The sequence below is a fragment of the Paenibacillus sp. L3-i20 genome (genome assembly GCF_022180385.2).
Taxonomy (GTDB): Bacteria; Bacillota; Bacilli; order Paenibacillales; family Paenibacillaceae; genus Pristimantibacillus.
In genome coordinates this window covers 1,585,818-1,609,126 of sequence record NZ_BQME02000002.1, presented here as the reverse complement: position 1 = coordinate 1,609,126, position 23,309 = coordinate 1,585,818, and the positions used below count along the sequence as shown (strand labels likewise).

Below are 23,309 nucleotides of genomic sequence, written 5' to 3'. Positions count from 1 at the left end.
GTTCGAATTACTACATGATATATTGTAAATGTCTCGATTGAGACATTATTTTATCCCCAAAAATGTCTCAATCGAGACATTTTTTAAAAAGTAGTAATGTCTCGATTGAGACAAAAACAATCGGGGAGGAAAACAAGTGGACAACAATCCACTCTTTGAAGTTTATACAACGACAGAGGCGGCGGAGCGACTTGAGACATCAAGTAGACAAGTGGCAAGGTACTGTGACAATGGTCTTCTTGTTTACAGAGAGGCAAAAGGAGGACATCTAATTCTAAAAGAAAGTGTAGAAAATTTAAGGATAAAAAGACTTACAAAAAAAGGCAAAATGTAGAGTGAGGACTGGTGAGCGTGTGGGATTTTATAATGTCAATGTTAATCGGGTCTGTTGAAGGACTTGCTATTTTTGGGCTTACACTTTACATATTCAGATTTGATCTTAAAGAATATCTATTGCCATCCTTATTATTTATTCTTTTGATGGGATTACAGGTGCACTTTATCTATGAGACAGAGTATGGTCTTTTCATACCTTTGCTAATTTTGTTTTTTTTGATGATATTTATGTTTGGTGTGACCAAATTACCGTTTGTCGGAGCGGTGTTTACATCCATCGTGGGTTACGGAATATACATGCTTATTCAATTAATTGTAGTAATGTTTATGTTTGGTGGATTGGAAGCAGCGAGTGAATCAGAAAGTAATAGGGCGCTTGGTCAAGTGGTTTCTGGCATAGTAGGCATTGGACTTGGTAAGTTGCTCTATACATTTGGCTTCGGATTCACAAAGGAATACGATAAGTTTAAATTTAAGTGGGAAAAGTGGATTGTACTTGCAGTTGCAATTGGATTTACCATTTTTTTAATAGAAATTGTTTATTTGCGTAATATTGATCTTGCAGTCATATTCTTAATAATTTCTCTTGCAGTTTTTTTGTACTATGCGATTAAAAAGGAGCAAGAGGATGATCATTAAGAAGCTTTCTGTAGCTATCGCAAATCATGTAGTCAAAGAAGCGCCTGAGCATGAGGACAGAGTAGAAAGTATCAGATACGCAATAGCTTACTATCTTAATGTTGTACCTACTATTGCACTTATAGTAACAATAGGTCTAATTACCGACGAATTACCAAATATGATAATTGCTTTAACTACTTTTGCTATTATGCGTCAATTCACTGGCGGTTATCACCTCAAATCGACAGAAATGTGCATTGTAATAACGGTTATTGTAGTAACAGCAATCAGTTTTTCAGATTATCCGAAATTAATAATCAACATTCTTACACTTGCAAGCGTATTATTAATAATACTATTTGCTCCTTCTAGATTAGAAGGTAAGACGCGGTTCCCAAAAAAATACTTTAATCATCTTAGAATAACTGCGATTCTCCTTGCAGCAACTAACTTCATTATCCTATCACCAATCATTTCAAGCGCATTATTACTCCAGTCTCTTACCTTAATTCGTCGTCTAGAGAAGGGAGGTGAGGCTGGATGATCAGAAGTGCAATTTATTCAAGTATAGGCTATGTATTGGTCTTGCAGGCAGTAGTAGTAGCTAACTGGAATTGTTGGGCTTTTTTATATCAAGAAGACCTTCCAGAAGAGTTAGCATAACAATAAATGGGGGATGGTTTTGTGATCGCATTAACTCACGATGAAAGAGGTACAAAGGGTCTAATTGTTCAGAACATCCAAGATATTGACTACATTAAGGCTTACAAGCTTAAAAAAGGTGTTAAGTTCTATATAAAAGATAGGGTGCTATTTATGCCAGGCACATTAACCTATTGGTGTGATGTTCTCAATAACTCGGGATACAACTTTCGAGAGTGTGATCGAAGTGCGATCGCAAATCTAGACAACATCATCAAGATTGATTTTTTTTATTACAAAGTATATTTCGAAAGTGGAAATACCATTATTTTATCAAGGAAGAAGCGAGAATGGCTTATTGAGGAATACTCAAAAAGAGCACTCTTATTAAATTAGAATAAACAAAAATATACAGATATCCCGCCTTTTTATCGAAGGTGGGATTTTTTAATCGAATTTAGTCGAATTATGGCGACCAATTAGCGCTCCATCTAAGTATTGTAAAATCAAACCATTGGGTGTTTAATGGATATATGGAAGTTTTAGACTATTGACGGGGGGTTTATACAACTGCACTAGTTGTGAATCGAAGTGTGGAGGAGTCTATTAACTCTCTCCTGCCTGCTGTTCAAGATTGGGGGGCCATTCATAGAATGCTTCCATAGGATATCCCAAAACTAGCGAGCAGCCTCGCCAAATCAAACGGGACATTGGTTTGTTCCCTTGCTCGATTTGTGAGACAAGCTGCTGGGAAGCATTGACTCCACGTGATTTAAGTTGCTTAGATAGTTCAATTTGACTTAAACCGCGCTTGGTCCTTAATTCTCGAAGCAGGCACTCTACACGTTCGAGCGCCATTCCACAACCTCCATCTAAAATTTGAAAGGGGAATCAATTATGGATAAAGAACAAGATGATAAAAAAGAAGTTGTAGACCTAAAAGAAATTTTAGCAAAATTAAAGGCTTCGGAGAAGTTAAAAATACTCCGAAACCTTATTCAGAAGATTTTTTCAAGGTGCGCAGGAATGCAACTGCCATCTTGAATTGCTCTTTATCAAGTACTTCGCCATCTAAAATAAGATCGAATTTAGTAAGTAGTTGACTATCAGAAAGGTCAAGTTGATCAACGAATCTATCTTCTGCATCTGCAGGCTGTGAACTTAGTGAAACACCCATAAGGTAATCAGTAGAAGTTTTCAGTATACTAGCCAAGTGCGAAAGAGTTTCACTTGGAGGTACATTATTATCAAGTTCGTATTGTGTGAAGGCTGGCCGAGTCTTACCTAGCATTGCTGCAATTTCTTCTTGCGTTAGTCCAGATTTTTTACGTAAACGTCTTATCCGAGATCCTAATGTATCCGCCATGAAATATCCCATCCTTGAAAAAATGTAATTTAAAATAACAAAATGTATTGACGTAATTTTTGTAAACATGTTATTATCTTCACACAGAACCGAAAGGAGGTATCAAATCCAAGTAATACCAAACAAAACCCCACTACACTCATTAAAAAGACGGAGCGTGAGAAGTATAAGTTCTAAACCAACTATTTCCACTTTTTCGAGAAGCGGAAGTAGTGTAAAAAAATGTATGTCTGACAACCTAATTATAATACGTTACTCTAAATCACACAAGCGACGGTATGTTCGTTTTAGTGACTTTTTTACCACTAAAATGTTATTTTAAATTACATTTTATAATTAAGTTATTCAAAACCCGCAGTAAATATACCTATAACGATTAAAGGGGCTAATTGAAATGAAGGATCAAATGAAATCAACAGGTATTATTCGCAAGACAGATGACCTAGGTAGAGTTGTTATTCCGAAGGAATTGAGAACTAGCTTTGGTATTGGTGAGAATGACGGACTTGAGATTTTTACGCAAGGGAATACCATCGTATTGAAAAAATATGAACCTGGTTGCACATTCTGTGGTGATCTTAATGTATCCCGAATTCTGAAAGGTAAACATGTGTGCATGGCATGTGTAGGTCAACTCAAATGAGTAAGTTAACTCCTGTGGAACATCAAGGTCAGCGAGTGTTGACGACATCGCAGCTTGCAGAATCATTCGGTACGGACGGTCGCAGGGTATCAGAAAACTTTAACGCTAACAAAGATCGTTATGTTCCTGGTAAACATTATTTCGTAATCGAAGGCGATGAATTAAAACAGTTCGGAAACCAATACGCAAATTCCGTATCGGTTAGCAGAGTGAGTAAACTCTACCTCTGGTCCGAAAAAGGAGCATGGATGCATGCTAAGTCACTAAATACCGATCAAGCATGGGAAGCTTATGAAATGTTGATTGATGATTACTATTCGGTTAAACAGAAATCTCTTCCACCTATGACGGGAGCTGAGATGCTTGCGGCAATAGCGACACAGGCACTCGAACAAGATCGTAGGCTTTCGGCAGTAGAGGACAAGCAGGAACATATCACAGAAGTATTGAGCCTTAATCCAACCGAATGGCGCAGTAAGGTGAACGCACTTATTAATAAAATTGCAATACAGCGTGGAGGACACGAAGCATACCAGGATGTTCGCAACGAAAGTTACGACCAACTGGAAGAACGAGCGAAATGTAAACTCTCGATCCGTGTTACCAACATTCAAAAAGGAATGGCATTTGAAGGGGTATCAAAATCGAAAGTGGACAAGGTTACAAAAATGGATGCAATTGCTCAAGATGCTAGGTTAACAGAAATTTATCTAGCAATTGTTAAAGAAATGGCTATCCGTTATAAGATTGATCCCAAATAGAGAGGAGATATTCTACTGACTAAACTCCAACTACTAAACAAATGTATGTACTTTAGCCAACTAGAGGAGAGAGCAAAAGCAGATTGTATGCCAAAGTTAGGTGCTCATGCATATAAACAATACTGCCGTTACAAGATGCGATTAAATGCATGGAGGGTTTTAGATGTCGGATGAACTTTTAAATTATCTTGGCAACTACTTTGTAAACCGAGATATCAGGTTGACACTTGGAATCACATTTGAGCAATTTTTGCAGCACTACAAGGTGGGGACTTGGCGAGATATTATCAAATTAAAATTGAAAGGAGAATAACCCTATGAGGCGTGGTGAGATTTGGTATTCAACGTTCGGAGCTGGAGAAGGAGCAGAACAGTCGGGTAGTAGACCGGTACTGATTATCCAAAATGATGTTGGCAATGAGTTTTCACCTACTGTAATTGTGGCAGCTCTTACAGACTCAATTAAAAAGCATCTTCCAACTCACGTCTATCTTGGTCAGGAGTTTGGATTAAAAAAGTCGTCGGTAGTTATGCTAGAGCAGCTTCGCACACTTGATAAAAAGCGCTTGGAGTCACTTGTTGGTGTAGCTCCTGATTACATCATGAAGCGTATCGATAGAGCTATTAAAGTAAGCCTAGCTTTAGTGCCAGTAGAACGATCGAAGTAGCATTAGCTTATTATTTTTTTGCCAAAATCGGCTATTTGAGCCCAAAAAGGAGATGAAAGCAGTGGAAAAAGAAACGATTATTCATGCAGTTACGATCTTTTTACCAACAACAATGCTTAAGTTCGAGGTAGGAAAAGAAGCTTACGGCCGTGCAATTATTGAAATTGAGCCGGTAGTTAATGAGTCAAAATATGAGTTGCGGATCATCGGCGAGGACGAGGAATTGATTTGTAGCATCGATGGAATTGAAGATACACCAGTAGTCTATCAATACAAAACAATCGTGGTAGATGGTCCCATTGGAGACTAAAAAGACCCATAGCGATGTCGGAGTCGCTTAGGGCCACATAACAAACAAATCACAGCCAGTATACACGGTAACTGGCAAGAAGGGAAGAGTTGAGTTGGAAATTATCAATATTCTGTTTGTCATTGTTTGTTTCAGTTGTAGCTTATATTTCTTCATTCAGTTAATTAGATTTGCCGCAGGATCTTACAACCCAACACGTTCTATGATTGCATCGAATCTTCTTTTGCTTGGTTTGTACTTCATGATTATCGCACTAAGGTATGTGTATTTATGAATTTTGACCGTTTTGCATATGGACTACCCGATTCTCAAGAAAAGCCTGCAGCACTCGTAGGTAAATGCGAGAAGTGTAGAGCTGAAATATTCCTTGGTGATGAAGTTGTTGTTTTAGAAGATGAACTATTTTGCGATACACGCTGCCTAATGCAACGAATAGGTGCAGAAGAAAAAAGCGCAGGGATGGAGGACTGAAATGAACGCCTTAAGACTCGCTGACACAAGGAACATGTCTATGGACGATTGGCTCGACTGGCGGCGAAAAGGGATCGGTGGAAGTGATGTTGCGGCATTATGTCGCCTTAGTCGGTATAAGTCCCCTATGGCTGTTTATTTAGACAAAATCGGTGAGTTACCGCCACTTGAAGATAACCCAAAAATGCTTGCAGGACGCAAGCTAGAGTCTCTGATTGCCGATTGGTTTGTAGAAGATACCGGCATGAAAGCGTGGAAGCAGAACGCAATCTTCCAGCATCGTGAACACTCCTTTATGCTTGCGAACATTGATCGTTGGCTACCTGGTCAAAACGCAGGGCTTGAGTGTAAAAACACAAGCGAATACGCAAAAGGTGACTGGGAAGGAACGCAGGCACCTACAGAATATATCCTCCAATGCAATCATTATATGGCTGTCACTGGTGCGGATCGGTGGTATATCGCCGTTTTGATAGGTGGCTGGGACTTTCAATGGCGAGTGATCGAAAGAGATGAGGAACTAATTAAGAACCTCATTGATGTTGAACATGGTTTTTGGAAAAACAACGTTTTAGCAAAGGAACCTCCAGCTTTTTCACACCAAGATACTGAATACCTCAAAGATATGTACCCACAATCTCAAGACGACAAAAGTGTTGATTTGCCTGTAGAAGCGTTTGAAATTATTAGGAATCTTGACTTAGCTAGGGCAGCTAAGAAGAACGCAGAAATGATTGAAGATACAGCAAAGAATCAAATTAAAGGAATGATGGGCGATGCTGAAAAGGCCTATTGGCAAGGTGATTTAAGGTTCACTTGGAAGACTGGCAAAAAGAGCCGTGCATTTCGAGTTATTGGAGGAGATGAATAAATGGCTGGTGCAGTAGATCAAACAATTATAAAAAACCAACTTGCTCAAGCAACGGGGAATGTACCTGAAAAGAAGGAAAAGACGGTCTTTGATCTTATCAAAACGTTAGAAGGTGAATTTGCACGTGCGCTTCCTGAACAGGTAGGCGTACAGCGATTCGTCCGCATAGCTACAACAATTGTTCGCACTAATCCTAAACTCATGCAATGTGATCAAATGAGCATTATAGCCGCTCTTATGCAATCAGCTCAGTTAGGTCTTGAGCCGAATACACCACTTGGACAAGCCTATCTTATTCCATCAAAAAACAAGCGTGTGATTGATGGAAAAGAGAAATGGATTGACGAAGCGCGGTTCGAAATTGGTTATAAAGGGCTCATAGAACTCGCATTACGAACTGATAAGTACAAGGCTATTTACGCCCATGAGGTTTACATTAATGACAAATTTGATTTTAAGTACGGGTTGTTTAAAGACCTCATACACGTTCCAGCAGATGAACCCGAAGGAGACCCAATTAAATACTATGCTGTCTATCATCTTCATAATGGAGGAAGTGATTTCGTTGTATGGTCAACAGATCGCATAGAAAAACACTCACAGCAGTATTCCCAAGCAGTAAAAAAGGGTCATAGCTCACCGTGGAAAACAGACTTCCCAGGCATGGCAAAAAAGACAGTTTTGAAAGAAGCCTTGAAGTACGCTCCGAAATCAACAGAGTTCGCCCGTCAACTTAGTGCAGATGGCACGATCAAGCGGGAAGTGCCTGAAAACGTCGATATGTCGGAAGTTATTGACGTTACAGATTGGAGCGCTGAGTACGTAGATGTGGCAGAGGATGGTCAGGAATGAGCCTCCCCTTTCGTCCTTACTCTAAAGAGGAACAGGTTCGAAAGGTACGAACAAAGCCAACTCAACGCCAGATGGGCGATATCTCCAACAAAGTAGACAAGCATCTTAAACAACGTTCAGGTGGATTATGTGAGGTCAGACATCTTTGTAAGGGAGCACAAGCAACTGAAAGGGCGCACACCATCGGCAGACGCATAATACCTCATAAAACTACAGTTGATGATTTGTTCCATGCTTGCAATGCATGCCACTTATGGCTTGATAGAGAGCCGGCAGGGATACGCTTCAAACGGTCGGTACTCGAGATTGGAACAACTACTTATCTAAAGGGCTTATCACGATGATAGATAACAATAAGCCATTGGCACAATCAGGTGTGGGGGAGCGCATATGGGCGCTCTACCATACTGATCGGGAAGAGTTTAGGCGTGAGGTTGCTGTTTACTTCCAGCGTGGGAATCCAGGCTTTACACCTGTAAAAGTAAACTATGAGCGGCGCATTATATGGCTGCGGGATGACAGGTAAGAGGGGGAGGGAAGGTTGGCAAAAGAAGCTTATTATTTTTCGCATGATAGCAATGCTAGGCATGATCCAAAAATTACAGCCATGCGTGGTGTCTACGGCTCTGAGGGTTATGGTTGGTATTGGATTTTAGTTGAAATGATGCGTGATGCTGATGAGTATAAATTGGACATGCATAGTAAATACGCATTCAATGCGTATGCAATGCAAATGCATTCGAATTCACATGCAATTGCATCATTTGTGGACGACTGTATTAATGAATTTAATTTATTTTCATCTGATGGCAAATATTTTTGGAGTAATTCATTGCTAATCAGAATGGAATTGAAGAACGAACGTTCTGAAAAAGCTAAAAAAGCAGCCGATGCTAGATGGAATAAAGGACCGAAAAATGCGAATGCATCAAAAAAAGATGCAGACGCTGTGGATAACGATGCCTTAAAGGAAAGGAAAGGAAAAGAAATTAAAGGAAAGGAAAATAAAGAAAGAGAGTATACACCGCCCGTACTTTCGTTTAATGAAATTGAATCTTTTAAAGATAAAATCCACGCTCTCGTTAAGCAATGTGAGATTAAAAAGTACACTTTATACGAACTTGAAGAGATATTCTCTTTTATCGGAGTAGTGGATATTGAAGTAATTGAAGCAGCTATAAAAAAAGGTTCGGATAAATCGATCAAGTACGCCATTAATACTTTAAAGGGATTTATTTCGGAGGGCAAAACCAAGAAAGAACATATCTATGAAAAGCCGGTGCAAGGAACGAGTTATCAAGGACGTTCAGGTAAACAACATATTCCTATTGTCTCTGAAAATTCAACTTCTGAAAAAGTAAGTGACGAAGAGATGGAGGAACTTATCAAGTTGGCTCGTAAGCTTGACGGGAAAAAGTAAATGGAGGAATCGGCATGAGCGAAACAATAACACTTAATCAGATCGATGAAATGAAACATTGCATAGGATACGACAAGAAGCATGTAAAGCGAGGTAAGTACAGAGCATACAGGAATTATTTTAACAATGGTGACGAACAGTGCCCGAGTTGGGAAGAGTTAGTTTCAAAAGGTTACGCAAAACAGTTTAAACAGTTTGATGCGATTATCTATTGTCTTACCGATGCTGGAAAGCTACTTCTTGAGAAAATCTTGGATGTGAAGATAACAGAAATGGATTAGTCGAGGAGGAATCAACGTGAGTCATACAGTTACCGTGAAATATAAAACCGTGAAGAATCTATGTTCTTGTTGTTGGCAAAAGCTACCTATTCCTAAAGAGAGCAAAGAATTGGAATTTGAGATCAGCAAAGAAGTAGCCTCGCATTGGGCGGATTGGGAAGAAATTGTAGAGTATCCCGAAGATATAGAGAAACTAGTCCCTGAGTATGTACATGACACCATAAGTTTTCATGCAACACATTCCGAAGAAAAGATTCTTATACAAGATAGTGAAATTGCAAAGGTTAAAGAGTTTATTTTACGAGAGTTTGGATCCGCATAATCAATTAGGAGGTAACGATATGAACGGGGATATCCAGCAAGTCATGAGCGAAGCAAGATACCGTATTGAGCATCTGAAGGAATATGCAATGGATACTACTGCTAAAGCGTTTGAGTCTCTTATTTCCATTACGGAGGAAGCTCATAAGGAGATAGCAGACAAGGATGGGGAGATAGAGAGACTGCGGAAAGCATTACGCATCTACGCTGACGAAAATCACTATGCATCCTCTATCGGGCCAATGAAAATCACACCTACAATAATGATTGATAAAGGACGAATTGCATGTATGGCGCTATCCCCCAAAGAGGAGGTAAGCCAAGATGAATGACATCAGCAAAGACTGGAAAGGTAGTACGAAAGATGAACGCAAAGCTATAGAGATAATTTTAAAGTATGAAGGTACTCCCACTGCTATTTTTTCATTCGATAAATGCAAAGAAGTATTTAGTAATTACTGGTATTGGTTTGTACTCTCTACACTTTGGGTTAGCTATTCAGGTCATAGTGATTTAAATCAGTGGAAGCGACTGTTTAGCGACGACAAAAGGGAAAGCCGTTTAACCTCGATCATGAAACCATCGGAGTTAACAGCATTTAATTTATTACCTAATCAAATCGTTGCTTATAGGGCACACCGTCAAAATGAAACTGACTGGATAAGCTACACCCTTGATAAAGCACTAGCTGAACGTTGGGTGAGACAGCGTGGCGGCTACTTGAGATCTTATGAGCTATCAAAAGAGGATTGTATAGCCTTATTCCTTCGACGAGGGGAAAGTGAAATCTTAATGCTTGATCCAAAAAAAGCGAGTCAAAATGTGGGGGTTGATGGTGATGGTAATGACCAAGATGAGTCTTGATAACCAAAGGTTGCTTAATGTAATGTCCAGACCGCAGAAGATAGCTGTGATTAATGGTGTGGGTTTCCACAACCAAGAAGAGTTTGAACGTTGGGTTGACGCTGGTCTATATTCTGATGCAGATGTACTTGATATGTTTGAGCAGTTACTGAAACTACAAAACATAAAAGTTCCTCCAAAACCACTTTTAAAGGGGTTAAGGAAACTTAGTAGTAAACAAGCTACTGTACTTGAAGTCATTGACACATGCAATAAACAGAATGGCTACTCACCAACCGTAAGGGAGATAGCCAAATTACTTGAGTTATCCCCCTCGGTTGTACAAGGGCATATTAATCAGCTTTATAAAAAAAGTTACATCGAGCGCATTGGACCTAGAGCGATCAAGGTAATCGGAATGGTGGAGGGAAGCGAATGAGGTTCATTGGATTAGATCCGTCGACTCGAACTGGTTTTGTGGCATTAGACGTAGACGGGAATGTAATTGTAGCAAAGGAAATCGAGGGCGAAGGCAAGACAGATCCTAAACGTATGGCAACACAGATTGATTCAATCATTTCCCATATCAAGCATGATGACATCATTTGCATAGAGGGATTTGGCTTTGCATCTCAGCAAGCCATTCAACTTGGCGGTATCGGTTGGGGAATCAGAATGGCTTTATTTCGTTGCAACATCCCTTTTATTGAGGCATCGCCTTCACAACTCAAGAAATTTGCAACAGGCAAGGGAAACACCCCGAAAGATGGTATGGCAGTACCGATTTACAAACGATGGGGATTTGAAAATAAGAGTAATAACGTAACAGATGCATTTGTTTTAGCGCAGATTGCCTTTACGCTAAAGTCGAATATGGCAATACAAATCAATCAAACGCAACAAGAAGTGGTGCAAGCGATAAAAAATCCACCTGAGAAAAAGAAGAAAGCGAAATAAACACTTAAGCATTAATTTAATGGAACCTTGCTGTCATAAAACCGAACATACGATCTTAAAATGGGGTGTTTGGAATGGATTGGGATAAAGCTACAAACGTCCAACTGGCAATTATTCGATTTGATGATCCAATGGCTACTCAAGCAGATAAGACCAACGCTGAAAACGAAATGATTCGTCGAGATAAAAAGAGATCAGGGAAGCCGCAACGGTACACGAATAGACCAGCGGGATTCAGACGATGAAGGATGCCAAACCACGTAGAAACAGGCCGTTTGCGAGACCAACTTTGGAAGTAGATCGACCAGCTAATAGCGAGGTTACTTTAAGAATGTTGACGGAAGAGGAACGGCAGAGGTTAGGAGAGCCAGAGGAACGAGGAAAGCCGTTGCAGAATTGAAATTGGCCCACACCAAAGCAAAGAAAGGAGAAAGCAGATGTCTCGCAGACAGTGGACAAAAGAAGAAGTTGAATTTTTAGAGAATCGTTGGGGCGTGGTGAGTCTTAAGGCAATCGCCCAAAAACTTGATAGAAATATGAGCTCAGTCAAACAAAAGGCTGAACATATTGGCTTAGGTGATGCTCGAATGAACTTTGATGGAATAACCATTTGCCAATTGGCTAAAGCATTAGGTCGTGAGTACAGCATCTTAAAAGGCTGGATCAATCGCTATAAGATGCCAGCCAAAAAGAAGATTTTTGTGTCAGAAGCAAGAGTTTGGATAATCGGTTACAAGGAATTTTGGAAATGGGCTGAACAACATAAAGAACTCTTGAATCTAGCGAAGATGGAAGAGAACATGTTGGGGCCTGAACCAAATTGGGTGAAAGTAAAACGAAACGCTGACCTACTGAGATCGCAACGTACATGGCAATCAACAGCATGGGAAGCAAAAGAAGATCAAAAGCTGCTTCAACTCGTGAGGCTGCCTAACATAACTTATCCCGAATTAGCTAAACAGTTAAACCGTACAGAGACTTCTATCCGTCGACGGTTGTACGACCTTAATTCTAAATTTCATCCGGTTAGGTTAAATAACCACGTTAAATACACATCAGAGCAAGTTGCTAAGCTTAAGGAAATGGCTCAGGCAGGATACGGATATGAAACAATCGCAACCGCACTAGGACCGGATAAGAGCGCTAGCGGTGTGCGAGGAAAACTTGAACGAATGAATTTTGATTTTAAGAGAAGGTGCTTTAAGGAGGCGGCGCCATCTAATGGTTGATTCTTACTTTAACGACATCCCATGGGACATCATTTATGACGATCAAGGTCGTGTAATCGGTGATGTGTTTTTGAATCTCCATGGACGACCACTAAAGAGTCGTGAGAATAGGAGGGTCCATGAAAACACCACGTATATTACATTATCCTGGCAGTAAGTGGAGTATGGCAGAGTGGATAATAAGCCATATGCCACCACATGAAGTTTATCTTGAGCCGTTTTTCGGGTCGGGTGCAGTTTTATTCAATAAGCAACCAAGTGGGTTAGAGACCATCAATGACATTGATTGTGACGTTATTAATCTTTTTAAAGTGATTCGGGATTCACCAGAACAATTATCCGACTTAGTTCACTGGACTCCGTATTCGCGACAAGAATACTTGGACTCTCATAAGCCATCGGAGAATGAAGTTGAAAAGGCAAGGCGTTTTCTGGTTCGGTGCTGGCAGTCAATTAGAGTGAAGACAGGTTCTATCTCAGGTTGGAAGTGCAGAGGTACGGCAGACGATTCCTACCGAGTGAAGCAGTGGAATGATCTACCGAACAAAATAATAGAAGTTGCAGAAAGATTAAAGGGTGTTCAGATCGAGAATAGGCCAGCGTTACAAGTCATTCAAAGATACAACCGTCCAGATGTTTTTATTTACGCAGATCCGCCTTACCTATTAGATACTCGAAACGGGAAGATTTACGAAAATGAAATGTCCGATAACGACCATTTGGAACTCATTCATGCGTTGCTGCAGCACACAGGCGCAGTCATTTTATCAGGCTACTCGCATCCAATGTATGACTCGCTCCTATCTGGATGGCAACGAGAAGAACAAAAACAGATTATCGAGAATGGTACAGCTCGCACCGAAGTCCTTTGGATCAATCCAGTAGCAGCAGAGTATAGCAAGCAATTAACACTATTTTGAGGAGGTGCGCTAAGAATGGAGGTTCTAAGTATTTTCGCTAAGCTGACTCACGCAACGGCTATCCTTCAATTATTGCTTGCCATCTATAACGGAATCACTGGCGACCTCGCGGGAATGTGGACGAGCATTACATTCGCTTACATGAATAAGGCAATGCTGATCTTCGTTTATGGTGAGATGGAGTAAAAGAATAGGGTGAAAACATGACAAGTAAAGCTTCTGAAAAAAGTTGCAAAGAACGGATGGAATTAAAAATTTATGGTCGTATCTACTTTGTAACAAAATTGAATACGGAAGAACATGGAGGGATAAACGTGCTCGATAAATTAAAACTGCTCCACGAAATCGATCTATTACTCATTGAATGTACAGGGAAACAAGAAAAGCATCATGTCGATTCTTCAAAGTGGCACAGAGCAGGAGGGCAGATAAGTGTACTTAATAACCTCAAGGGTAAGATCGAAAGAGGACGTTTCAATATGAACACCGACTGAATATTATGTTGCATCAATAGCCAAATGACTATTTCAAGGGTCAACTGCTGCCTGAAAATAGAACATATGATCGATTTATTGAGTCAGGAGGGAATAAATGGTCGTTGTTACAGAAAGACAACAGGGTGTTTTAAAGCTTATTGAGGCTAACGAAGGAATCTCAATCAAAGAATTGTTGCAGTTAGTCTACAACAGCCAAAGCAGCTTAAGTGGAATCATGACTAACTTAGTCAACAAGGGGCTTATCCGTAAAGCAGGAAGCAAAAGAGAATGCCGCTATTATCCTACAGGCGTTGATTATTCAGTAAAAAGTGATATTACCCCAAGGGGAGTACTCAATGACGAACTATTAAACAATTTATCAAATATAGAAATGACAGAAGAAAAATTGAAAGACCTACATGCCAATTTACATTTACCACGTCGACAGCTTGCAGCACTTCTTGGCATTAGTAAGTTGGTGCTTAATCAATACATGGACAAGCATGAGATTACAAGTAAGAAAGGATGTGTCTCGATTGAGACGTTGGCTTAAGCAATGGAGATGGGGATTTATCGGTGCATGGATTGTATTAATTGCTTTTTCATTGACCTTTTATTTTGCGATTAGTTGGTTAATCATCATCATTTTTAAGTAGGGGTGAGCGAGGTGGGCAAAGCGTTTAAACCAGAGCTAGATGATCGGGGGTTTATGGTCCACCTAGCGGACCTGAAAAAAGATTATCAGAATACCTTGAAGGTGTGGCAGGAGAAGCGTGACGCACTTAGGGCTGAACTCCAATCGAAAACGAAAATCGTGCTCGAAGATCTCGCCAAAAAAGAACATAAGGCAGAACGGAATCGATTAAAGAGTGAGTTTCCTGCTCTGATTGAGCGAATTAATGAAATATCTGAAATAACCGCGGATTTGAACTTTACGATTAATTTTCTGCATACAGGACGATTACCAGGCTCCAAGAGGGGCATTGATAGGCGGAGCATTTATCAACGGACGGTGTTAGTAGATCCAACGATCATGGGGCGATACATCCAGCCGACAAACAGCCGTAGCGCATCAACGTTGACTGAGGACGAGCAACACAAGCTAAAAGAGGTATTGGACATCTTGAGTCCTAGAGAGCGAGAGGTCTTTATTCTGGCAAAAGGGCAGGGTTTCCCGCATGAGTACATTGCCAACATGCTAAACATGCAAAAGGGTAGTGTTGATGTGATGGTCAAGCGGGCACATAAAAAAATGTCAGCAGGATGGCAGGGGACTTTATTTTGAAAAGAGGCGGATTAGGAAAAGCACTACTGAATATATTGTATGGATCAACTTTCTCAAGCTACTGGGAGGGGATGCGATGAGTATTCCTGAGAGTAATCAAATATCGTTTATAGGTAAAGATGATGGTGAAGAAAAACAGATTGCGTTTGTAATAGAAGGAAAACATGGACAAATCGGTATTATAAGATCCAATAAACCAGCAACAATTAATGATAAGAAAGTTTTTTTGGAAACACTTGCTGAGGTAGCTATAAGAGGGGTAGTTAATGAAAAAAAAGAGGAAGCCATTTGAAAATGAGGCTTCCTTTTTTTATGTTTATTCATTTGGTGGTATCAGTAACTATTTGTCGATACGAGAAGTGCGAGTCCTATCGTGGAATCACTCGCTCCAAGTTGACGCATTGTAACTGCTAGAAAGCTCTCATACATACGATGAGCGATTGAAATGAGCAGAATTAGAAAGAAAAAGAGTAGAACATTTTTTTTGCCTAACAGTTTGAAAAAACCTGAAAACTCCATCTTTCGAGCTTGTCCTTGATAGTCTTTAATAACGAAAGCTAATATAATGGAAGTTAGTATCGTAAATAAAATGACAACTAACGTCCATTCTGATCCTATAACTTTGAGTAAAAGGCCAAATCCATAAGCGCTAAGAGCAAAACCAAGTGAGCCAAATATACGAATGAGTGCATAAGGTGTACCGGTATGCTGGCTTGAGAGTAGAATGAGACTATCGCTTAGCGGATTTATTGGTGTCTGAAAGAAATAAAAGGCTGTCATAACGGCGCATATGATAATAAAATTGTTAGACGGCATGAGCAAGGAAATCATAGCTAGCTGTCCGAATAGCAAGATGATAAGTATTTTGCGAATGGTTCTATATTTATCGCTAGCTAATCCTGTAATTATGTTTGCGAAGATGGAAACAAATAGCCCCGATGAATACAAGATGCCAATTTGGCTCTCAGAGAAACCTTTTGACATAAAAAATAGAGGTAAAAATGATAAAACTAACGCATGAGTAGAAAAAGCAGAGAAACTAAACGAGCGAAGTGCCCATGTTTCTTTTTTGGCGGTAGAAGATAGTATGACTCCTGTGTTGTCTGGTGCATTCATAGCTGAAGGTTCACTCCATCCCACTAATTGTTATCCAATGTTAATTAGTATATCATGGTTGCATTTGTATTTGTGGCTGGATTATTGACCTCTGAAATGGTACATTTAATGTGGAGGTTTACTACGGTGAGTGACCATTTTGTTTGGAGTGAAAGGCTTGGCATATATATTCCTTATTTGACAATGGGATGGGAGCAATATAATTATTGCGATCAGATTGGTATAATCGAGGAATGGGAATTTGTTCGCGGTTCCATTCCAGATCGAATAATGGTATTCGAACATGTCATTAATGAGAAGCAAGCTGAGCTAAATGATGAAGAAAACTTTGAGCGATCATGCCTATTAACCTATGAGATAGCAGAATATGCAAGCCGAATAAATGAACTGCAAATCTGGTATCGGATGAATCAGGAATTGGAATCGCGCCAACATTCATGAATGGATTATTGCACAAGGAGGTGCGAGGGTGAGACTAACAACATTATCGGGTAAAACAATGCCGAAAGGTCCTATTAAACTCATGCATCGCGTATACAAATACGTGCTTCCTGAAGTTGAGAAGGAATTGAGTAAGCTCCGTAAAATAGCAGATCGTATTCCTGATCCTGAACTACGAACACAAGCGCTCAATAGTATGAGTGACAAAAAGTTTCATTGTCAAGGCGGCGGCGTATATGCTGCGGCAAATTTGGAGTATCTTCATGTACTTATCCCACTCATTGTTGCTTTGCAGACGATAAGTGATTATTTGGATAACTTATGTGATAGAAGCACATCACTTGATCCTGAAGATTTCCGGCTCCTGCATCAATCAATGCTTGACGCCGTTAATCCCGATGCAGAGATTAAAGATTATTACAAATATCGTGATGAAAAAAATGATGGGGGTTATCTTCATCATCTAGTAAAAACTTGCCAAATTAATGTCGCACAGCTGCCCTCTTATCGTAATGTCCAAATTCATGTTACAGAACTTGTGGCGCTTTACGGTGACTTGCAGGTGTACAAGCATATTCATAAGGACTTGAGAGAATCTCAGCTGTTATCATGGTGGGAACGTCACCAAAACAACTATCCAGAGCTACAATGGAATGAGTTCGCTGCTGCAACAGGTTCAACATTAGGAATGTTTATGTTGTTTTTGGCAGCTAGTGAAGAGGAATTATCGCTTAAGGATGCAGAGAGTATTCGCCACATTTATTTCCCGCATGTGTGTGGTCTACATATATTGCTTGATTACTTGATCGATCAAGAAGAAGATCAAGTAGGCGGCGATCTTAACTTTTGTAATTACTATGACAACCAAAGTCTGCTTGTTGAACGCATAGGAACGATTGTAAACAGGGCAAGGGAAGACGTTAAGCATTTACCTGGTTCGAAGTTCCATCGATTGATTATTGAAGGACTGTTGGCTCTTTATTTGTCTGATCCAAAAGTTCGTCATCAATCCGATGTACGTAAAGTATCTAAGCAATTGATGAAGAATAGTCCACTTACGAGACTGTTTTTCCTCGTTAATAGCATGTGGATACGAAAACAACAAGCTTAACACTACTCAATGGTATGGAGGAATTAATGATGACTTCAGTTAAATCAATCGCAGTATTGACAAGTGGTGGAGATTCACAAGGTATGAACGCTGCACTAAGGGCAGTTGTTCGTAGTGGATTATTTCATGGATTAGAAGTTTATGGAGTTCAACGCGGTTACCAAGGTTTATTAAATGATGATTTACGTCCTATGGACTTACGAAGTGTTGGCGACATTATTCAGCGTGGAGGAACAATTCTTCAAACGGCTCGATGCAAAGAGTTTATGACTCCTGAAGGTCAACAGCGCGGTGCCGATGTACTTAGAGCAAGAGGTATTGATGGTCTAGTTGTTATTGGTGGAGATGGTTCGTATCAAGGTGCGAATAAGCTTAGTAAGCTAGGAATTAAAACAATGGGATTGCCTGGCACAATCGATAATGATATTCCGTTTACGGATGTAACGATTGGTTTTGATACAGCAGTAAGTATCGTTGTCGATGCAATTAACAAAATTCGTGACACGATGTCATCACACGAACGTTCATCCATTGTAGAAGTAATGGGAAGACATTGTGGTGATATTGCTCTGTATGCGGGTCTTGCAAGTGGAGCTGAAACGATTCTTGTACCTGAAGTGCAGTTTGATTTGAACGAAGTGGCAGAACGTATGAAAACGAACTTCGCAAATGGCAAACGCCATAGTATCATCGTAGTAGCTGAGGGAGCTGCAAAAGGTGATGACGTTTCAAAACAGATAACTGAAATTAGCGGTATCGAGGCTAGAGTTACAGTTCTTGGACATATTCAGCGCGGTGGTACGCCAACAGCAGCTGATCGTATTTTAGCGGGCAGACTAGGAGACTTTGCAGTGAGACAGCTGATTGCAGGTAATTCTGGAAAAGCATGCGGTGTTATAAAGGGAGAACTTACGACAACAGATATAGATGTAGTAACAAATACGAAAAAAGCATTTGATACAGACATGTATGATTTAGCCCTTCGTCTTTCTCAATAATAATAAGTTAAGCACAAAAAAACTGACGGTGAGTAACTAGCCGTCAGTTTTTTTGTGCTTATTTGTAATCAACATCAGGAGTATATTTGTTGCCAGCATTCCATAGAAGATATTCATTAACACCACTATCAAGCAATGCTTGGATCTGAGCTTCAACTTCAACTTTACCGTACTTGACGTAATTACCTTTACCAAGCCAACTTGCAGTGAAGTCCTGAATCCATGGACGAATAATTGGTTTTAATTCACCTGTGTCCTTAAGTTTAATATGTGTATCGTCCATTGCACCTTTTATTGTTTCGTAAGGATTCCGGTCAGGCGTCTTCTGCTTGAACCAGCCTGTGCTGTAATGGCTTGGATAGATCATTGGAGAAATGACATGAACATCATTGGATATTTTCACAAAATCTTGACCAATTCCTTCAGCAGCAGGAACGGAAGCTGCAAATCCAAATATATCGACAGAAACGCGTACGCCCAGCGGTTCAAGCTGCTCACGGGCATATTTAACAAACCCGGCAACGGCATCAACACGGCTTATTTCGGTTTTGTTGAATGTAAGCGAATCAGCCCTATTTTCGAAGCCTTCAGGAAATCTAACATAATCAAATTGTATTTCTTTAAAACCAAGCCGAGCTGCTTCCTTCGCAAGTGCAATATTGTAATCCCATACTTCTTGGCGATAGGGGTTGACGAAGCTTTCCCCACGACCATTTTTCCAGATGGTTCCATCTGCTTGAAGGAATGAAAGTTCTGGCTTTTTCACGGAAAGAACGGTGTCTTTGAAGACAACAATACGTGCAATTGGATAAATGTTATGACGCTTCAACTTTTCCATTAATTCTTCTATGTTGCCAATAAACTTTTTGGCTGTTCCGATTTCAAGAAGTTCCGGAGTTGTCGTTGGATAAGTAATATAACCGTTGTCATCTTTAATGTCGATGACCATACTATTAAGTTCTGTTTCATCAAGTAAGTTAAGTAATGAATCCATACGCTCACCACCGGCACTGTGTGCCGTTACATAAATACCTTTGATTGGCTGGGTCTCCGGCTGCGGATCATTTTTGACTGTGGCTGGAAGACCGCCTGGTTCGTTGGGAGTTAAGTTCTGTGTGTCGGGTTGCACAATGGTTTCGCCTGCGGCAGCGTTAAGGTAAGCGACAGCTAATTGCTTTGCAGTGGCGCTATCCTCGCCATTACCCGTGAGCAGACTATACAATAACATAAAAGTAGAAATGATGATGTCCATTTTGCCCTCTCTCCCGTCAGCTGTTCTATTTGAATTATAAAACATACAAGTTGTTCGGGTCATTCTTTTTTTGTTGTTACATACAAAAAGCCAGCCGATAAGGTATCGACTGGCGCATTGGTAATAGGTATTTCCCGAACTGTCATTGTAATAAAGCCTGTCTTTGCCCATTGCAAATGCTGTGTTGTACAATTTCCATGGCATCGGCAGGTTCGAGCAAAGCTATTCCATCTCGCAGTACAATAGGGATATCGAGTTCACGAGAGGTGAGAAATGAACTGAGCTCTGGGGCAAGTCTTTCTACAATTTGTGACAATTTGACCGTTTCCATATCCATCTTAGCCTCACCCTTTCATACTAATAGTTAGAAACTATAGAGCAATAGGGAAAAACATATGGCATGAAACAATAAGCTATGGGATATACACATTATAACAGGAACATTTTCAAAAACATAGCGATTACTGGCAAAATCCATTCCTGCGTAGTTATGTAGGATCTTGCTTTCTGAAATCACCGACTATGCCGACGGTTTCCACAATGTTGATGAAAGCATGCGGGTCAATTGTTATGATGGCCTTACATAATTCATTAAGTTCATACTTCGTTCTTACGGTCATGAGCATATCTTTTTCACTGGATGAAAATGCTCCGCGCGTCTTTATTATTGTTATGCCGCGAGGGTGTGTAAGAAGTTTTGCAAGCAGCACCTCTGTTTTTGTGGTAATGATAAAAGCTGTAACTTTAATATGCTTCACATGAATGATATCTACCACTTTTCCTGCAGAAAAGATGGCTACAAGTGAATATAGCGCTAAATTCCAATCTTGTGTAAAAAAGATGAGAATGGCAATTACAGATCCGTTCAAAAGGAATATTATCATGCCCACTGGCAGATCACGCCTTCTCGTTACGATGGAAGCTATAATGTCAAAGCCCCCAGAAGAGCCGCCGTATCGAAGCGCTAAGCCGCTTCCAAAACCTATAATTATTCCGCCAAACACTGCCCCGAGCACGATATCATTTGCAATTTTTGCGACAGGAATGATCTGAAGAAATAGCGTTGCACTAAGTACTGAGTACATGCTCCATAGAATGAACCTTCTGCCAAGCGCAAACCAACCCCACAACAAAACAGGTAAGTTGAGGATCATATATAACCATGCAATATTTCCTCCAGTTAAATATCCGATCATCATGGAAATACCTGACAAACCGCCACTTAGAAGTTGATGTGGAATAAGGAAAAGATTAAAACCTACGGCTACAAGCAGCGAACCGAGAGTCATCATCGGTAAAGTTAATAAATATCGGCGTTTATGATGGTTCAAGTCGATCGCTCCAATGCATTATGTCGTCACTAACAATTGTTTTAGTATGGCTTTCTATCGTTAACTGGTATTCACAGTGTTATCTGTGCTATAATGATTTGGATATTCTTAAGTAGGCTGTAGATAGAAGGAGTTTGAGAAAAGTTTGAAAACATTTGCTGAATTTGGCTTGGAACCGAAAGTGTTGCAAGCAATCACGGAACTTGGATTCGAGGAATCAACCCCGATTCAAGACAAATCGATTCCGGTGGCACTGACTGGCAGAGATCTTATCGGCCAAGCCCAAACCGGTACTGGAAAAACAGCGGCATTCGGAATCCCGCTAATTAACAAGATTCCAACTAGCGAGGAACGCATCGTTGCACTAATTATGACGCCAACCCGTGAACTCGCTATTCAAGTGGCTGAAGAGATCGGGAAGCTTACTCGATACAAAGGCCTTCGCTCGTTGCCGATTTATGGAGGTCAAGAAATTGGCCGTCAGATTCGCGCGCTGAAGAAGAAGCCGCAAATCATTATCGGAACACCTGGACGTTTGCTTGACCATATTAACCGTAAGACAATCCGTCTTGAAGATGTACAAACTGTTGTACTTGATGAAGCGGATGAAATGCTTGATATGGGCTTCATGGAAGACATTCAGTCCATTCTGAAGCTTGTACCAGCTGAACGTCAAACGATGTTGTTCTCGGCGACAATGCCAGCGAACATTCAGAAGCTCGCACAACAATTTTTGAAGGACCCAGAACACGTTTCTGTTATCCCTAAACAAATTACTGCGCCTTCGATCGAGCAATCGTATATCGAAGTTAATGAGCGTCAGAAGTTCGAAGCACTTAGCAGATTGCTTGATATGGAATCACCTGATCTTGCAATCATCTTTGGTCGTACGAAACGTCGTGTTGATGAGTTAAGCGAAGGACTACAAAAACGTGGATACTCTGCTGACGGTTTGCATGGCGATTTGTCACAGAATCAACGTGACAGCGTAATGCGCAAGTTCCGCGATGGAAGCATTGATGTTCTAGTTGCAACAGACGTTGCAGCACGTGGTCTTGACGTTTCAGGCGTAACACACGTTATTAACTTTGATTTGCCGCAAGATCCTGAGAGCTACGTTCACCGTATCGGTCGTACAGGCCGTGCAGGTAAAGAAGGTACAGCTTGGTCGTTCGTTACACCTCGTGAAACGGATCACTTGCATTTCATCGAGCGCGTAACGCGTCAACGTATGACTCGCAAACCATTGCCAAGCATTGCTGAAGCAATTGAGGGCAAACAACGTATTACAGCTGAGCGACTGATTGAAGTTGTTCAGAACGAAGAGTTCTCCGAGTACAAAGCGATTGGTATTCAGTTGCTTGAGCAATACGATTCCGTTCATCTTCTTGCAGCAGCGATTAAGCTTCTAACAGGCGAGAAGAAAAACGTTGAAGTTGAATTGACTCCGGAAGAACCGCTACGTGCTAAAAAACGTAGACCGGATATCCGTTCCAATGGTCGTCCATTTAACCGTAGCAGCTCGTCATCTTCCTCCTCTTATGGTGGCGGATCACGTAGTGGCGGAAGCGGTGGCGGAGGTTATCGTGGACGTGATGACAGACGTAGCAGTGGAAGCAGCAACGGTGGCGGTAGCTCCCGTGGCGGTTATGAAGGTCGCGGCGGAAGCGGCGGTTACGGTGGCAAGCGCAGCAGCGAAGGCCGCAGTAGCAGTGAAGGTCGTAGCAGCGAAGCTCGTCGTCCTAAAAGCACATCAGAAGATAACTAATATGTAACAAAAACCGGTG

41 protein-coding genes are annotated in these 23,309 nt (G+C 40.7%); 35 read left to right on the top strand and 6 right to left on the bottom strand.

Translation table 11 applies throughout. The features are described 5' to 3' along the window. Positions 1-136: 136 nt before the first annotated feature. Genes MFF31_RS21265 through MFF31_RS21245 form a run of 5 tightly spaced genes read left to right on the top strand, consistent with a single transcriptional unit; the run spans position 137 to position 1,995 of the window. Positions 137-334 carry a helix-turn-helix domain-containing protein gene (locus MFF31_RS21265; RefSeq protein WP_238190824.1) on the top strand — a complete coding sequence of 66 codons (198 nt, stop codon included), beginning with the start codon at positions 137-139 and terminating at the stop codon, positions 332-334. A 32-nt stretch (positions 335-366) separates the two neighbouring features. Then, on the top strand, positions 367-975 hold the full coding sequence (locus MFF31_RS21260) for a hypothetical protein (protein WP_238190823.1): 609 nt from the start codon (positions 367-369) through the stop codon (positions 973-975). Beyond that, positions 965-1,501 carry an accessory gene regulator ArgB-like protein gene (locus MFF31_RS21255; protein WP_238190821.1) on the top strand — a complete coding sequence of 179 codons (537 nt, stop codon included), beginning with the start codon at positions 965-967 and terminating at the stop codon, positions 1,499-1,501. Before MFF31_RS21260 ends, MFF31_RS21255 begins: the two co-directional genes overlap by 11 nt. Next, positions 1,498-1,620: an AgrD family cyclic lactone autoinducer peptide gene (locus MFF31_RS21250; RefSeq protein ID WP_238190820.1), complete on the top strand. Its 123-nt coding sequence runs from the start codon at positions 1,498-1,500 to the stop codon at positions 1,618-1,620. Before MFF31_RS21255 ends, MFF31_RS21250 begins: the two co-directional genes overlap by 4 nt. Before the next feature lie 21 nt (positions 1,621-1,641). Beyond that, on the top strand, positions 1,642-1,995 hold the full coding sequence (locus tag MFF31_RS21245) for a LytTR family DNA-binding domain-containing protein (RefSeq protein ID WP_238190819.1): 354 nt from the start codon (positions 1,642-1,644) through the stop codon (positions 1,993-1,995). Between the two features lie 210 nt (positions 1,996-2,205). Here MFF31_RS21245 and MFF31_RS21240 read toward each other — a convergent pair whose 3' ends face one another. After that, positions 2,206-2,457: a helix-turn-helix domain-containing protein gene (locus MFF31_RS21240; RefSeq protein ID WP_238190818.1), complete on the bottom strand. Its 252-nt coding sequence runs from the start codon at positions 2,455-2,457 to the stop codon at positions 2,206-2,208. 136 nt (positions 2,458-2,593) lie between these two features. After that, complete coding sequence (locus tag MFF31_RS21235; protein ID WP_238190817.1) at positions 2,594-2,965, bottom strand: helix-turn-helix domain-containing protein; 372 nt, start codon at positions 2,963-2,965, stop codon at positions 2,594-2,596. Between the two features lie 394 nt (positions 2,966-3,359). On the opposite strand from MFF31_RS21235, the gene MFF31_RS21230 reads away from it, so the two are divergent. From MFF31_RS21230 to MFF31_RS21105, 26 genes are all read left to right on the top strand, one after another. Further along, entirely contained in the window at positions 3,360-3,608 is a 249-nt protein-coding gene (locus tag MFF31_RS21230; protein WP_375541341.1) for an AbrB/MazE/SpoVT family DNA-binding domain-containing protein, read from the top strand. Then, entirely contained in the window at positions 3,605-4,369 is a 765-nt protein-coding gene (locus MFF31_RS21225; protein ID WP_238190816.1) for an ORF6N domain-containing protein, read from the top strand. The genes MFF31_RS21230 and MFF31_RS21225 overlap by 4 nt, the downstream gene beginning before the upstream one ends. A 163-nt stretch (positions 4,370-4,532) precedes the next feature. After that, complete coding sequence (locus MFF31_RS21220) at positions 4,533-4,682, top strand: hypothetical protein (protein ID WP_248565548.1); 150 nt, start codon at positions 4,533-4,535, stop codon at positions 4,680-4,682. A gap of 4 nt (positions 4,683-4,686) precedes the next feature. Then, the gene (locus MFF31_RS21215) at positions 4,687-5,037 is read left to right on the top strand and encodes a type II toxin-antitoxin system PemK/MazF family toxin (RefSeq protein WP_238190815.1); all 351 of its coding nucleotides are present in this window, start codon (positions 4,687-4,689) and stop codon (positions 5,035-5,037) included. A gap of 61 nt (positions 5,038-5,098) precedes the next feature. Next, the gene (locus tag MFF31_RS21210) at positions 5,099-5,347 is read left to right on the top strand and encodes a hypothetical protein (protein WP_238190814.1); all 249 of its coding nucleotides are present in this window, start codon (positions 5,099-5,101) and stop codon (positions 5,345-5,347) included. Positions 5,348-5,617: 270 nt separating this feature from the next. Then, the gene (locus MFF31_RS21205) at positions 5,618-5,818 is read left to right on the top strand and encodes a hypothetical protein (protein WP_238190812.1); all 201 of its coding nucleotides are present in this window, start codon (positions 5,618-5,620) and stop codon (positions 5,816-5,818) included. Position 5,819: 1 nt separating this feature from the next. After that, positions 5,820-6,689: a YqaJ viral recombinase family nuclease gene (locus MFF31_RS21200; RefSeq protein WP_238190809.1), complete on the top strand. Its 870-nt coding sequence runs from the start codon at positions 5,820-5,822 to the stop codon at positions 6,687-6,689. After that, the gene (locus MFF31_RS21195; protein ID WP_238190807.1) at positions 6,690-7,541 is read left to right on the top strand and encodes a recombinase RecT; all 852 of its coding nucleotides are present in this window, start codon (positions 6,690-6,692) and stop codon (positions 7,539-7,541) included. Then, a complete protein-coding gene (locus tag MFF31_RS21190; protein ID WP_238190805.1) occupies positions 7,538-7,885 on the top strand; it encodes a hypothetical protein in 348 nt (115 codons plus the stop codon). The genes MFF31_RS21195 and MFF31_RS21190 overlap by 4 nt, the downstream gene beginning before the upstream one ends. Continuing rightward, entirely contained in the window at positions 7,882-8,067 is a 186-nt protein-coding gene (locus tag MFF31_RS21185; RefSeq protein WP_238190803.1) for a hypothetical protein, read from the top strand. Before MFF31_RS21190 ends, MFF31_RS21185 begins: the two co-directional genes overlap by 4 nt. Positions 8,068-8,082: 15 nt before the next feature. Further along, on the top strand, positions 8,083-8,961 hold the full coding sequence (locus MFF31_RS21180) for a DUF4373 domain-containing protein (protein WP_238190802.1): 879 nt from the start codon (positions 8,083-8,085) through the stop codon (positions 8,959-8,961). 14 nt (positions 8,962-8,975) lie between these two features. Beyond that, positions 8,976-9,242: a hypothetical protein gene (locus MFF31_RS21175; protein ID WP_238190801.1), complete on the top strand. Its 267-nt coding sequence runs from the start codon at positions 8,976-8,978 to the stop codon at positions 9,240-9,242. A 16-nt stretch (positions 9,243-9,258) separates the two neighbouring features. Next, the gene (locus MFF31_RS21170) at positions 9,259-9,564 is read left to right on the top strand and encodes a hypothetical protein (protein ID WP_238190800.1); all 306 of its coding nucleotides are present in this window, start codon (positions 9,259-9,261) and stop codon (positions 9,562-9,564) included. A 19-nt stretch (positions 9,565-9,583) separates the two neighbouring features. Then, entirely contained in the window at positions 9,584-9,895 is a 312-nt protein-coding gene (locus MFF31_RS21165; RefSeq protein WP_238190799.1) for a hypothetical protein, read from the top strand. Then, the gene (locus MFF31_RS21160) at positions 9,888-10,427 is read left to right on the top strand and encodes a hypothetical protein (RefSeq protein WP_238190768.1); all 540 of its coding nucleotides are present in this window, start codon (positions 9,888-9,890) and stop codon (positions 10,425-10,427) included. Before MFF31_RS21165 ends, MFF31_RS21160 begins: the two co-directional genes overlap by 8 nt. Next, on the top strand, positions 10,408-10,845 hold the full coding sequence (locus tag MFF31_RS21155) for a LexA family protein (RefSeq protein WP_248565547.1): 438 nt from the start codon (positions 10,408-10,410) through the stop codon (positions 10,843-10,845). Before MFF31_RS21160 ends, MFF31_RS21155 begins: the two co-directional genes overlap by 20 nt. Further along, positions 10,842-11,363 carry a RuvC family protein gene (locus tag MFF31_RS21150; protein ID WP_238190764.1) on the top strand — a complete coding sequence of 174 codons (522 nt, stop codon included), beginning with the start codon at positions 10,842-10,844 and terminating at the stop codon, positions 11,361-11,363. Before MFF31_RS21155 ends, MFF31_RS21150 begins: the two co-directional genes overlap by 4 nt. Before the next feature lie 74 nt (positions 11,364-11,437). Continuing rightward, entirely contained in the window at positions 11,438-11,608 is a 171-nt protein-coding gene (locus tag MFF31_RS21145) for a hypothetical protein (RefSeq protein WP_238190762.1), read from the top strand. Continuing rightward, complete coding sequence (locus tag MFF31_RS21140) at positions 11,605-11,763, top strand: hypothetical protein (protein WP_238190761.1); 159 nt, start codon at positions 11,605-11,607, stop codon at positions 11,761-11,763. Before MFF31_RS21145 ends, MFF31_RS21140 begins: the two co-directional genes overlap by 4 nt. A 37-nt stretch (positions 11,764-11,800) precedes the next feature. Beyond that, on the top strand, positions 11,801-12,592 hold the full coding sequence (locus MFF31_RS21135; protein ID WP_238190759.1) for an HTH domain-containing protein: 792 nt from the start codon (positions 11,801-11,803) through the stop codon (positions 12,590-12,592). Positions 12,593-12,711: 119 nt separating this feature from the next. Then, on the top strand, positions 12,712-13,512 hold the full coding sequence (locus MFF31_RS21130) for a DNA adenine methylase (protein ID WP_238190736.1): 801 nt from the start codon (positions 12,712-12,714) through the stop codon (positions 13,510-13,512). A gap of 15 nt (positions 13,513-13,527) precedes the next feature. Next, positions 13,528-13,698: a hypothetical protein gene (locus MFF31_RS21125; RefSeq protein ID WP_238190734.1), complete on the top strand. Its 171-nt coding sequence runs from the start codon at positions 13,528-13,530 to the stop codon at positions 13,696-13,698. 17 nt (positions 13,699-13,715) lie between these two features. After that, on the top strand, positions 13,716-14,006 hold the full coding sequence (locus tag MFF31_RS21120; protein ID WP_238190732.1) for a hypothetical protein: 291 nt from the start codon (positions 13,716-13,718) through the stop codon (positions 14,004-14,006). A 97-nt stretch (positions 14,007-14,103) separates the two neighbouring features. After that, a complete protein-coding gene (locus tag MFF31_RS21115; protein ID WP_238190730.1) occupies positions 14,104-14,541 on the top strand; it encodes a MarR family transcriptional regulator in 438 nt (145 codons plus the stop codon). A gap of 114 nt (positions 14,542-14,655) precedes the next feature. Next, positions 14,656-15,273, top strand: coding sequence for a sigma factor-like helix-turn-helix DNA-binding protein (locus tag MFF31_RS21110; protein WP_238190728.1), 618 nt, complete (start codon positions 14,656-14,658; stop codon positions 15,271-15,273). A gap of 76 nt (positions 15,274-15,349) precedes the next feature. After that, entirely contained in the window at positions 15,350-15,565 is a 216-nt protein-coding gene (locus MFF31_RS21105) for a hypothetical protein (protein WP_238190726.1), read from the top strand. 41 nt (positions 15,566-15,606) lie between these two features. Here the strand turns inward: MFF31_RS21105 and MFF31_RS21100 are convergent, their stop codons facing one another. Beyond that, the gene (locus MFF31_RS21100; RefSeq protein ID WP_238190724.1) at positions 15,607-16,413 is read right to left on the bottom strand and encodes an MFS transporter; all 807 of its coding nucleotides are present in this window, start codon (positions 16,411-16,413) and stop codon (positions 15,607-15,609) included. Between the two features lie 102 nt (positions 16,414-16,515). On the opposite strand from MFF31_RS21100, the gene MFF31_RS21095 reads away from it, so the two are divergent. The 3 genes from MFF31_RS21095 to pfkA are packed head-to-tail and all read left to right on the top strand — an operon-like array spanning position 16,516 to position 18,939. After that, on the top strand, positions 16,516-16,830 hold the full coding sequence (locus tag MFF31_RS21095) for a hypothetical protein (protein ID WP_238190723.1): 315 nt from the start codon (positions 16,516-16,518) through the stop codon (positions 16,828-16,830). 58 nt (positions 16,831-16,888) lie between these two features. Beyond that, positions 16,889-17,941, top strand: coding sequence for a tetraprenyl-beta-curcumene synthase family protein (locus tag MFF31_RS21090; RefSeq protein ID WP_238192178.1), 1,053 nt, complete (start codon positions 16,889-16,891; stop codon positions 17,939-17,941). Between the two features lie 29 nt (positions 17,942-17,970). Then, complete coding sequence (gene pfkA, locus MFF31_RS21085) at positions 17,971-18,939, top strand: 6-phosphofructokinase (protein ID WP_238192177.1); 969 nt, start codon at positions 17,971-17,973, stop codon at positions 18,937-18,939. 58 nt (positions 18,940-18,997) lie between these two features. Here the strand turns inward: pfkA and MFF31_RS21080 are convergent, their stop codons facing one another. The 3 genes from MFF31_RS21080 to MFF31_RS21070 form a co-directional block, all read right to left on the bottom strand. Further along, positions 18,998-20,191, bottom strand: a complete 1,194-nt coding sequence (locus MFF31_RS21080) for a putative glycoside hydrolase (RefSeq protein WP_238190721.1) — start codon at positions 20,189-20,191, stop codon at positions 18,998-19,000. 142 nt (positions 20,192-20,333) lie between these two features. After that, positions 20,334-20,528 (bottom strand): hypothetical protein, encoded by a 195-nt coding sequence (locus MFF31_RS21075; protein ID WP_238190719.1) that lies wholly within the window; start codon positions 20,526-20,528, stop codon positions 20,334-20,336. A gap of 151 nt (positions 20,529-20,679) precedes the next feature. Next, on the bottom strand, positions 20,680-21,483 hold the full coding sequence (locus tag MFF31_RS21070; protein ID WP_238192176.1) for a YitT family protein: 804 nt from the start codon (positions 21,481-21,483) through the stop codon (positions 20,680-20,682). A 184-nt stretch (positions 21,484-21,667) separates the two neighbouring features. Here MFF31_RS21070 and cshA point away from each other — a divergent pair, with 184 nt between their 5' ends. Continuing rightward, the gene (gene cshA / locus MFF31_RS21065; RefSeq protein ID WP_238190717.1) at positions 21,668-23,290 is read left to right on the top strand and encodes a degradosome RNA helicase CshA; all 1,623 of its coding nucleotides are present in this window, start codon (positions 21,668-21,670) and stop codon (positions 23,288-23,290) included. Positions 23,291-23,309 lie beyond the last annotated feature (19 nt).

Bases quoted from the DNA above. Each gene is read 5' to 3' on its own strand.
- MFF31_RS21260 (WP_238190823.1), top strand. From the start codon at position 367: ATGTCAATGTTAATCGGGTCTGTTGAAGGACTTGCTATTTTTGGGCTT.
- MFF31_RS21255 (WP_238190821.1), top strand. From the start codon at position 965: ATGATCATTAAGAAGCTTTCTGTAGCTATCGCAAATCATGTAGTCAAA.
- MFF31_RS21250 (WP_238190820.1), top strand. From the start codon at position 1,498: ATGATCAGAAGTGCAATTTATTCAAGTATAGGCTATGTATTGGTCTTG.
- MFF31_RS21240 (WP_238190818.1), bottom strand. From the start codon at position 2,457: ATGGCGCTCGAACGTGTAGAGTGCCTGCTTCGAGAATTAAGGACCAAG.
- MFF31_RS21235 (WP_238190817.1), bottom strand. From the start codon at position 2,965: ATGGCGGATACATTAGGATCTCGGATAAGACGTTTACGTAAAAAATCT.
- MFF31_RS21230 (WP_375541341.1), top strand. From the start codon at position 3,360: ATGAAGGATCAAATGAAATCAACAGGTATTATTCGCAAGACAGATGAC.
- MFF31_RS21225 (WP_238190816.1), top strand. From the start codon at position 3,605: ATGAGTAAGTTAACTCCTGTGGAACATCAAGGTCAGCGAGTGTTGACG.
- MFF31_RS21220 (WP_248565548.1), top strand. From the start codon at position 4,533: ATGTCGGATGAACTTTTAAATTATCTTGGCAACTACTTTGTAAACCGA.
- MFF31_RS21215 (WP_238190815.1), top strand. From the start codon at position 4,687: ATGAGGCGTGGTGAGATTTGGTATTCAACGTTCGGAGCTGGAGAAGGA.
- MFF31_RS21205 (WP_238190812.1), top strand. From the start codon at position 5,618: ATGAATTTTGACCGTTTTGCATATGGACTACCCGATTCTCAAGAAAAG.
- MFF31_RS21200 (WP_238190809.1), top strand. From the start codon at position 5,820: ATGAACGCCTTAAGACTCGCTGACACAAGGAACATGTCTATGGACGAT.
- MFF31_RS21195 (WP_238190807.1), top strand. From the start codon at position 6,690: ATGGCTGGTGCAGTAGATCAAACAATTATAAAAAACCAACTTGCTCAA.
- MFF31_RS21190 (WP_238190805.1), top strand. From the start codon at position 7,538: ATGAGCCTCCCCTTTCGTCCTTACTCTAAAGAGGAACAGGTTCGAAAG.
- MFF31_RS21185 (WP_238190803.1), top strand. From the start codon at position 7,882: ATGATAGATAACAATAAGCCATTGGCACAATCAGGTGTGGGGGAGCGC.
- MFF31_RS21175 (WP_238190801.1), top strand. From the start codon at position 8,976: ATGAGCGAAACAATAACACTTAATCAGATCGATGAAATGAAACATTGC.
- MFF31_RS21165 (WP_238190799.1), top strand. From the start codon at position 9,584: ATGAACGGGGATATCCAGCAAGTCATGAGCGAAGCAAGATACCGTATT.
- MFF31_RS21160 (WP_238190768.1), top strand. From the start codon at position 9,888: ATGAATGACATCAGCAAAGACTGGAAAGGTAGTACGAAAGATGAACGC.
- MFF31_RS21155 (WP_248565547.1), top strand. From the start codon at position 10,408: ATGACCAAGATGAGTCTTGATAACCAAAGGTTGCTTAATGTAATGTCC.
- MFF31_RS21150 (WP_238190764.1), top strand. From the start codon at position 10,842: ATGAGGTTCATTGGATTAGATCCGTCGACTCGAACTGGTTTTGTGGCA.
- MFF31_RS21145 (WP_238190762.1), top strand. From the start codon at position 11,438: ATGGATTGGGATAAAGCTACAAACGTCCAACTGGCAATTATTCGATTT.
- MFF31_RS21140 (WP_238190761.1), top strand. From the start codon at position 11,605: ATGAAGGATGCCAAACCACGTAGAAACAGGCCGTTTGCGAGACCAACT.
- MFF31_RS21135 (WP_238190759.1), top strand. From the start codon at position 11,801: ATGTCTCGCAGACAGTGGACAAAAGAAGAAGTTGAATTTTTAGAGAAT.
- MFF31_RS21130 (WP_238190736.1), top strand. From the start codon at position 12,712: ATGAAAACACCACGTATATTACATTATCCTGGCAGTAAGTGGAGTATG.
- MFF31_RS21125 (WP_238190734.1), top strand. From the start codon at position 13,528: ATGGAGGTTCTAAGTATTTTCGCTAAGCTGACTCACGCAACGGCTATC.
- MFF31_RS21120 (WP_238190732.1), top strand. From the start codon at position 13,716: ATGACAAGTAAAGCTTCTGAAAAAAGTTGCAAAGAACGGATGGAATTA.
- MFF31_RS21115 (WP_238190730.1), top strand. From the start codon at position 14,104: ATGGTCGTTGTTACAGAAAGACAACAGGGTGTTTTAAAGCTTATTGAG.
- MFF31_RS21105 (WP_238190726.1), top strand. From the start codon at position 15,350: ATGAGTATTCCTGAGAGTAATCAAATATCGTTTATAGGTAAAGATGAT.
- MFF31_RS21090 (WP_238192178.1), top strand. From the start codon at position 16,889: ATGCCGAAAGGTCCTATTAAACTCATGCATCGCGTATACAAATACGTG.
- pfkA (WP_238192177.1), top strand. From the start codon at position 17,971: ATGACTTCAGTTAAATCAATCGCAGTATTGACAAGTGGTGGAGATTCA.
- MFF31_RS21080 (WP_238190721.1), bottom strand. From the start codon at position 20,191: ATGGACATCATCATTTCTACTTTTATGTTATTGTATAGTCTGCTCACG.
- MFF31_RS21075 (WP_238190719.1), bottom strand. From the start codon at position 20,528: ATGGATATGGAAACGGTCAAATTGTCACAAATTGTAGAAAGACTTGCC.
- MFF31_RS21070 (WP_238192176.1), bottom strand. From the start codon at position 21,483: ATGATGACTCTCGGTTCGCTGCTTGTAGCCGTAGGTTTTAATCTTTTC.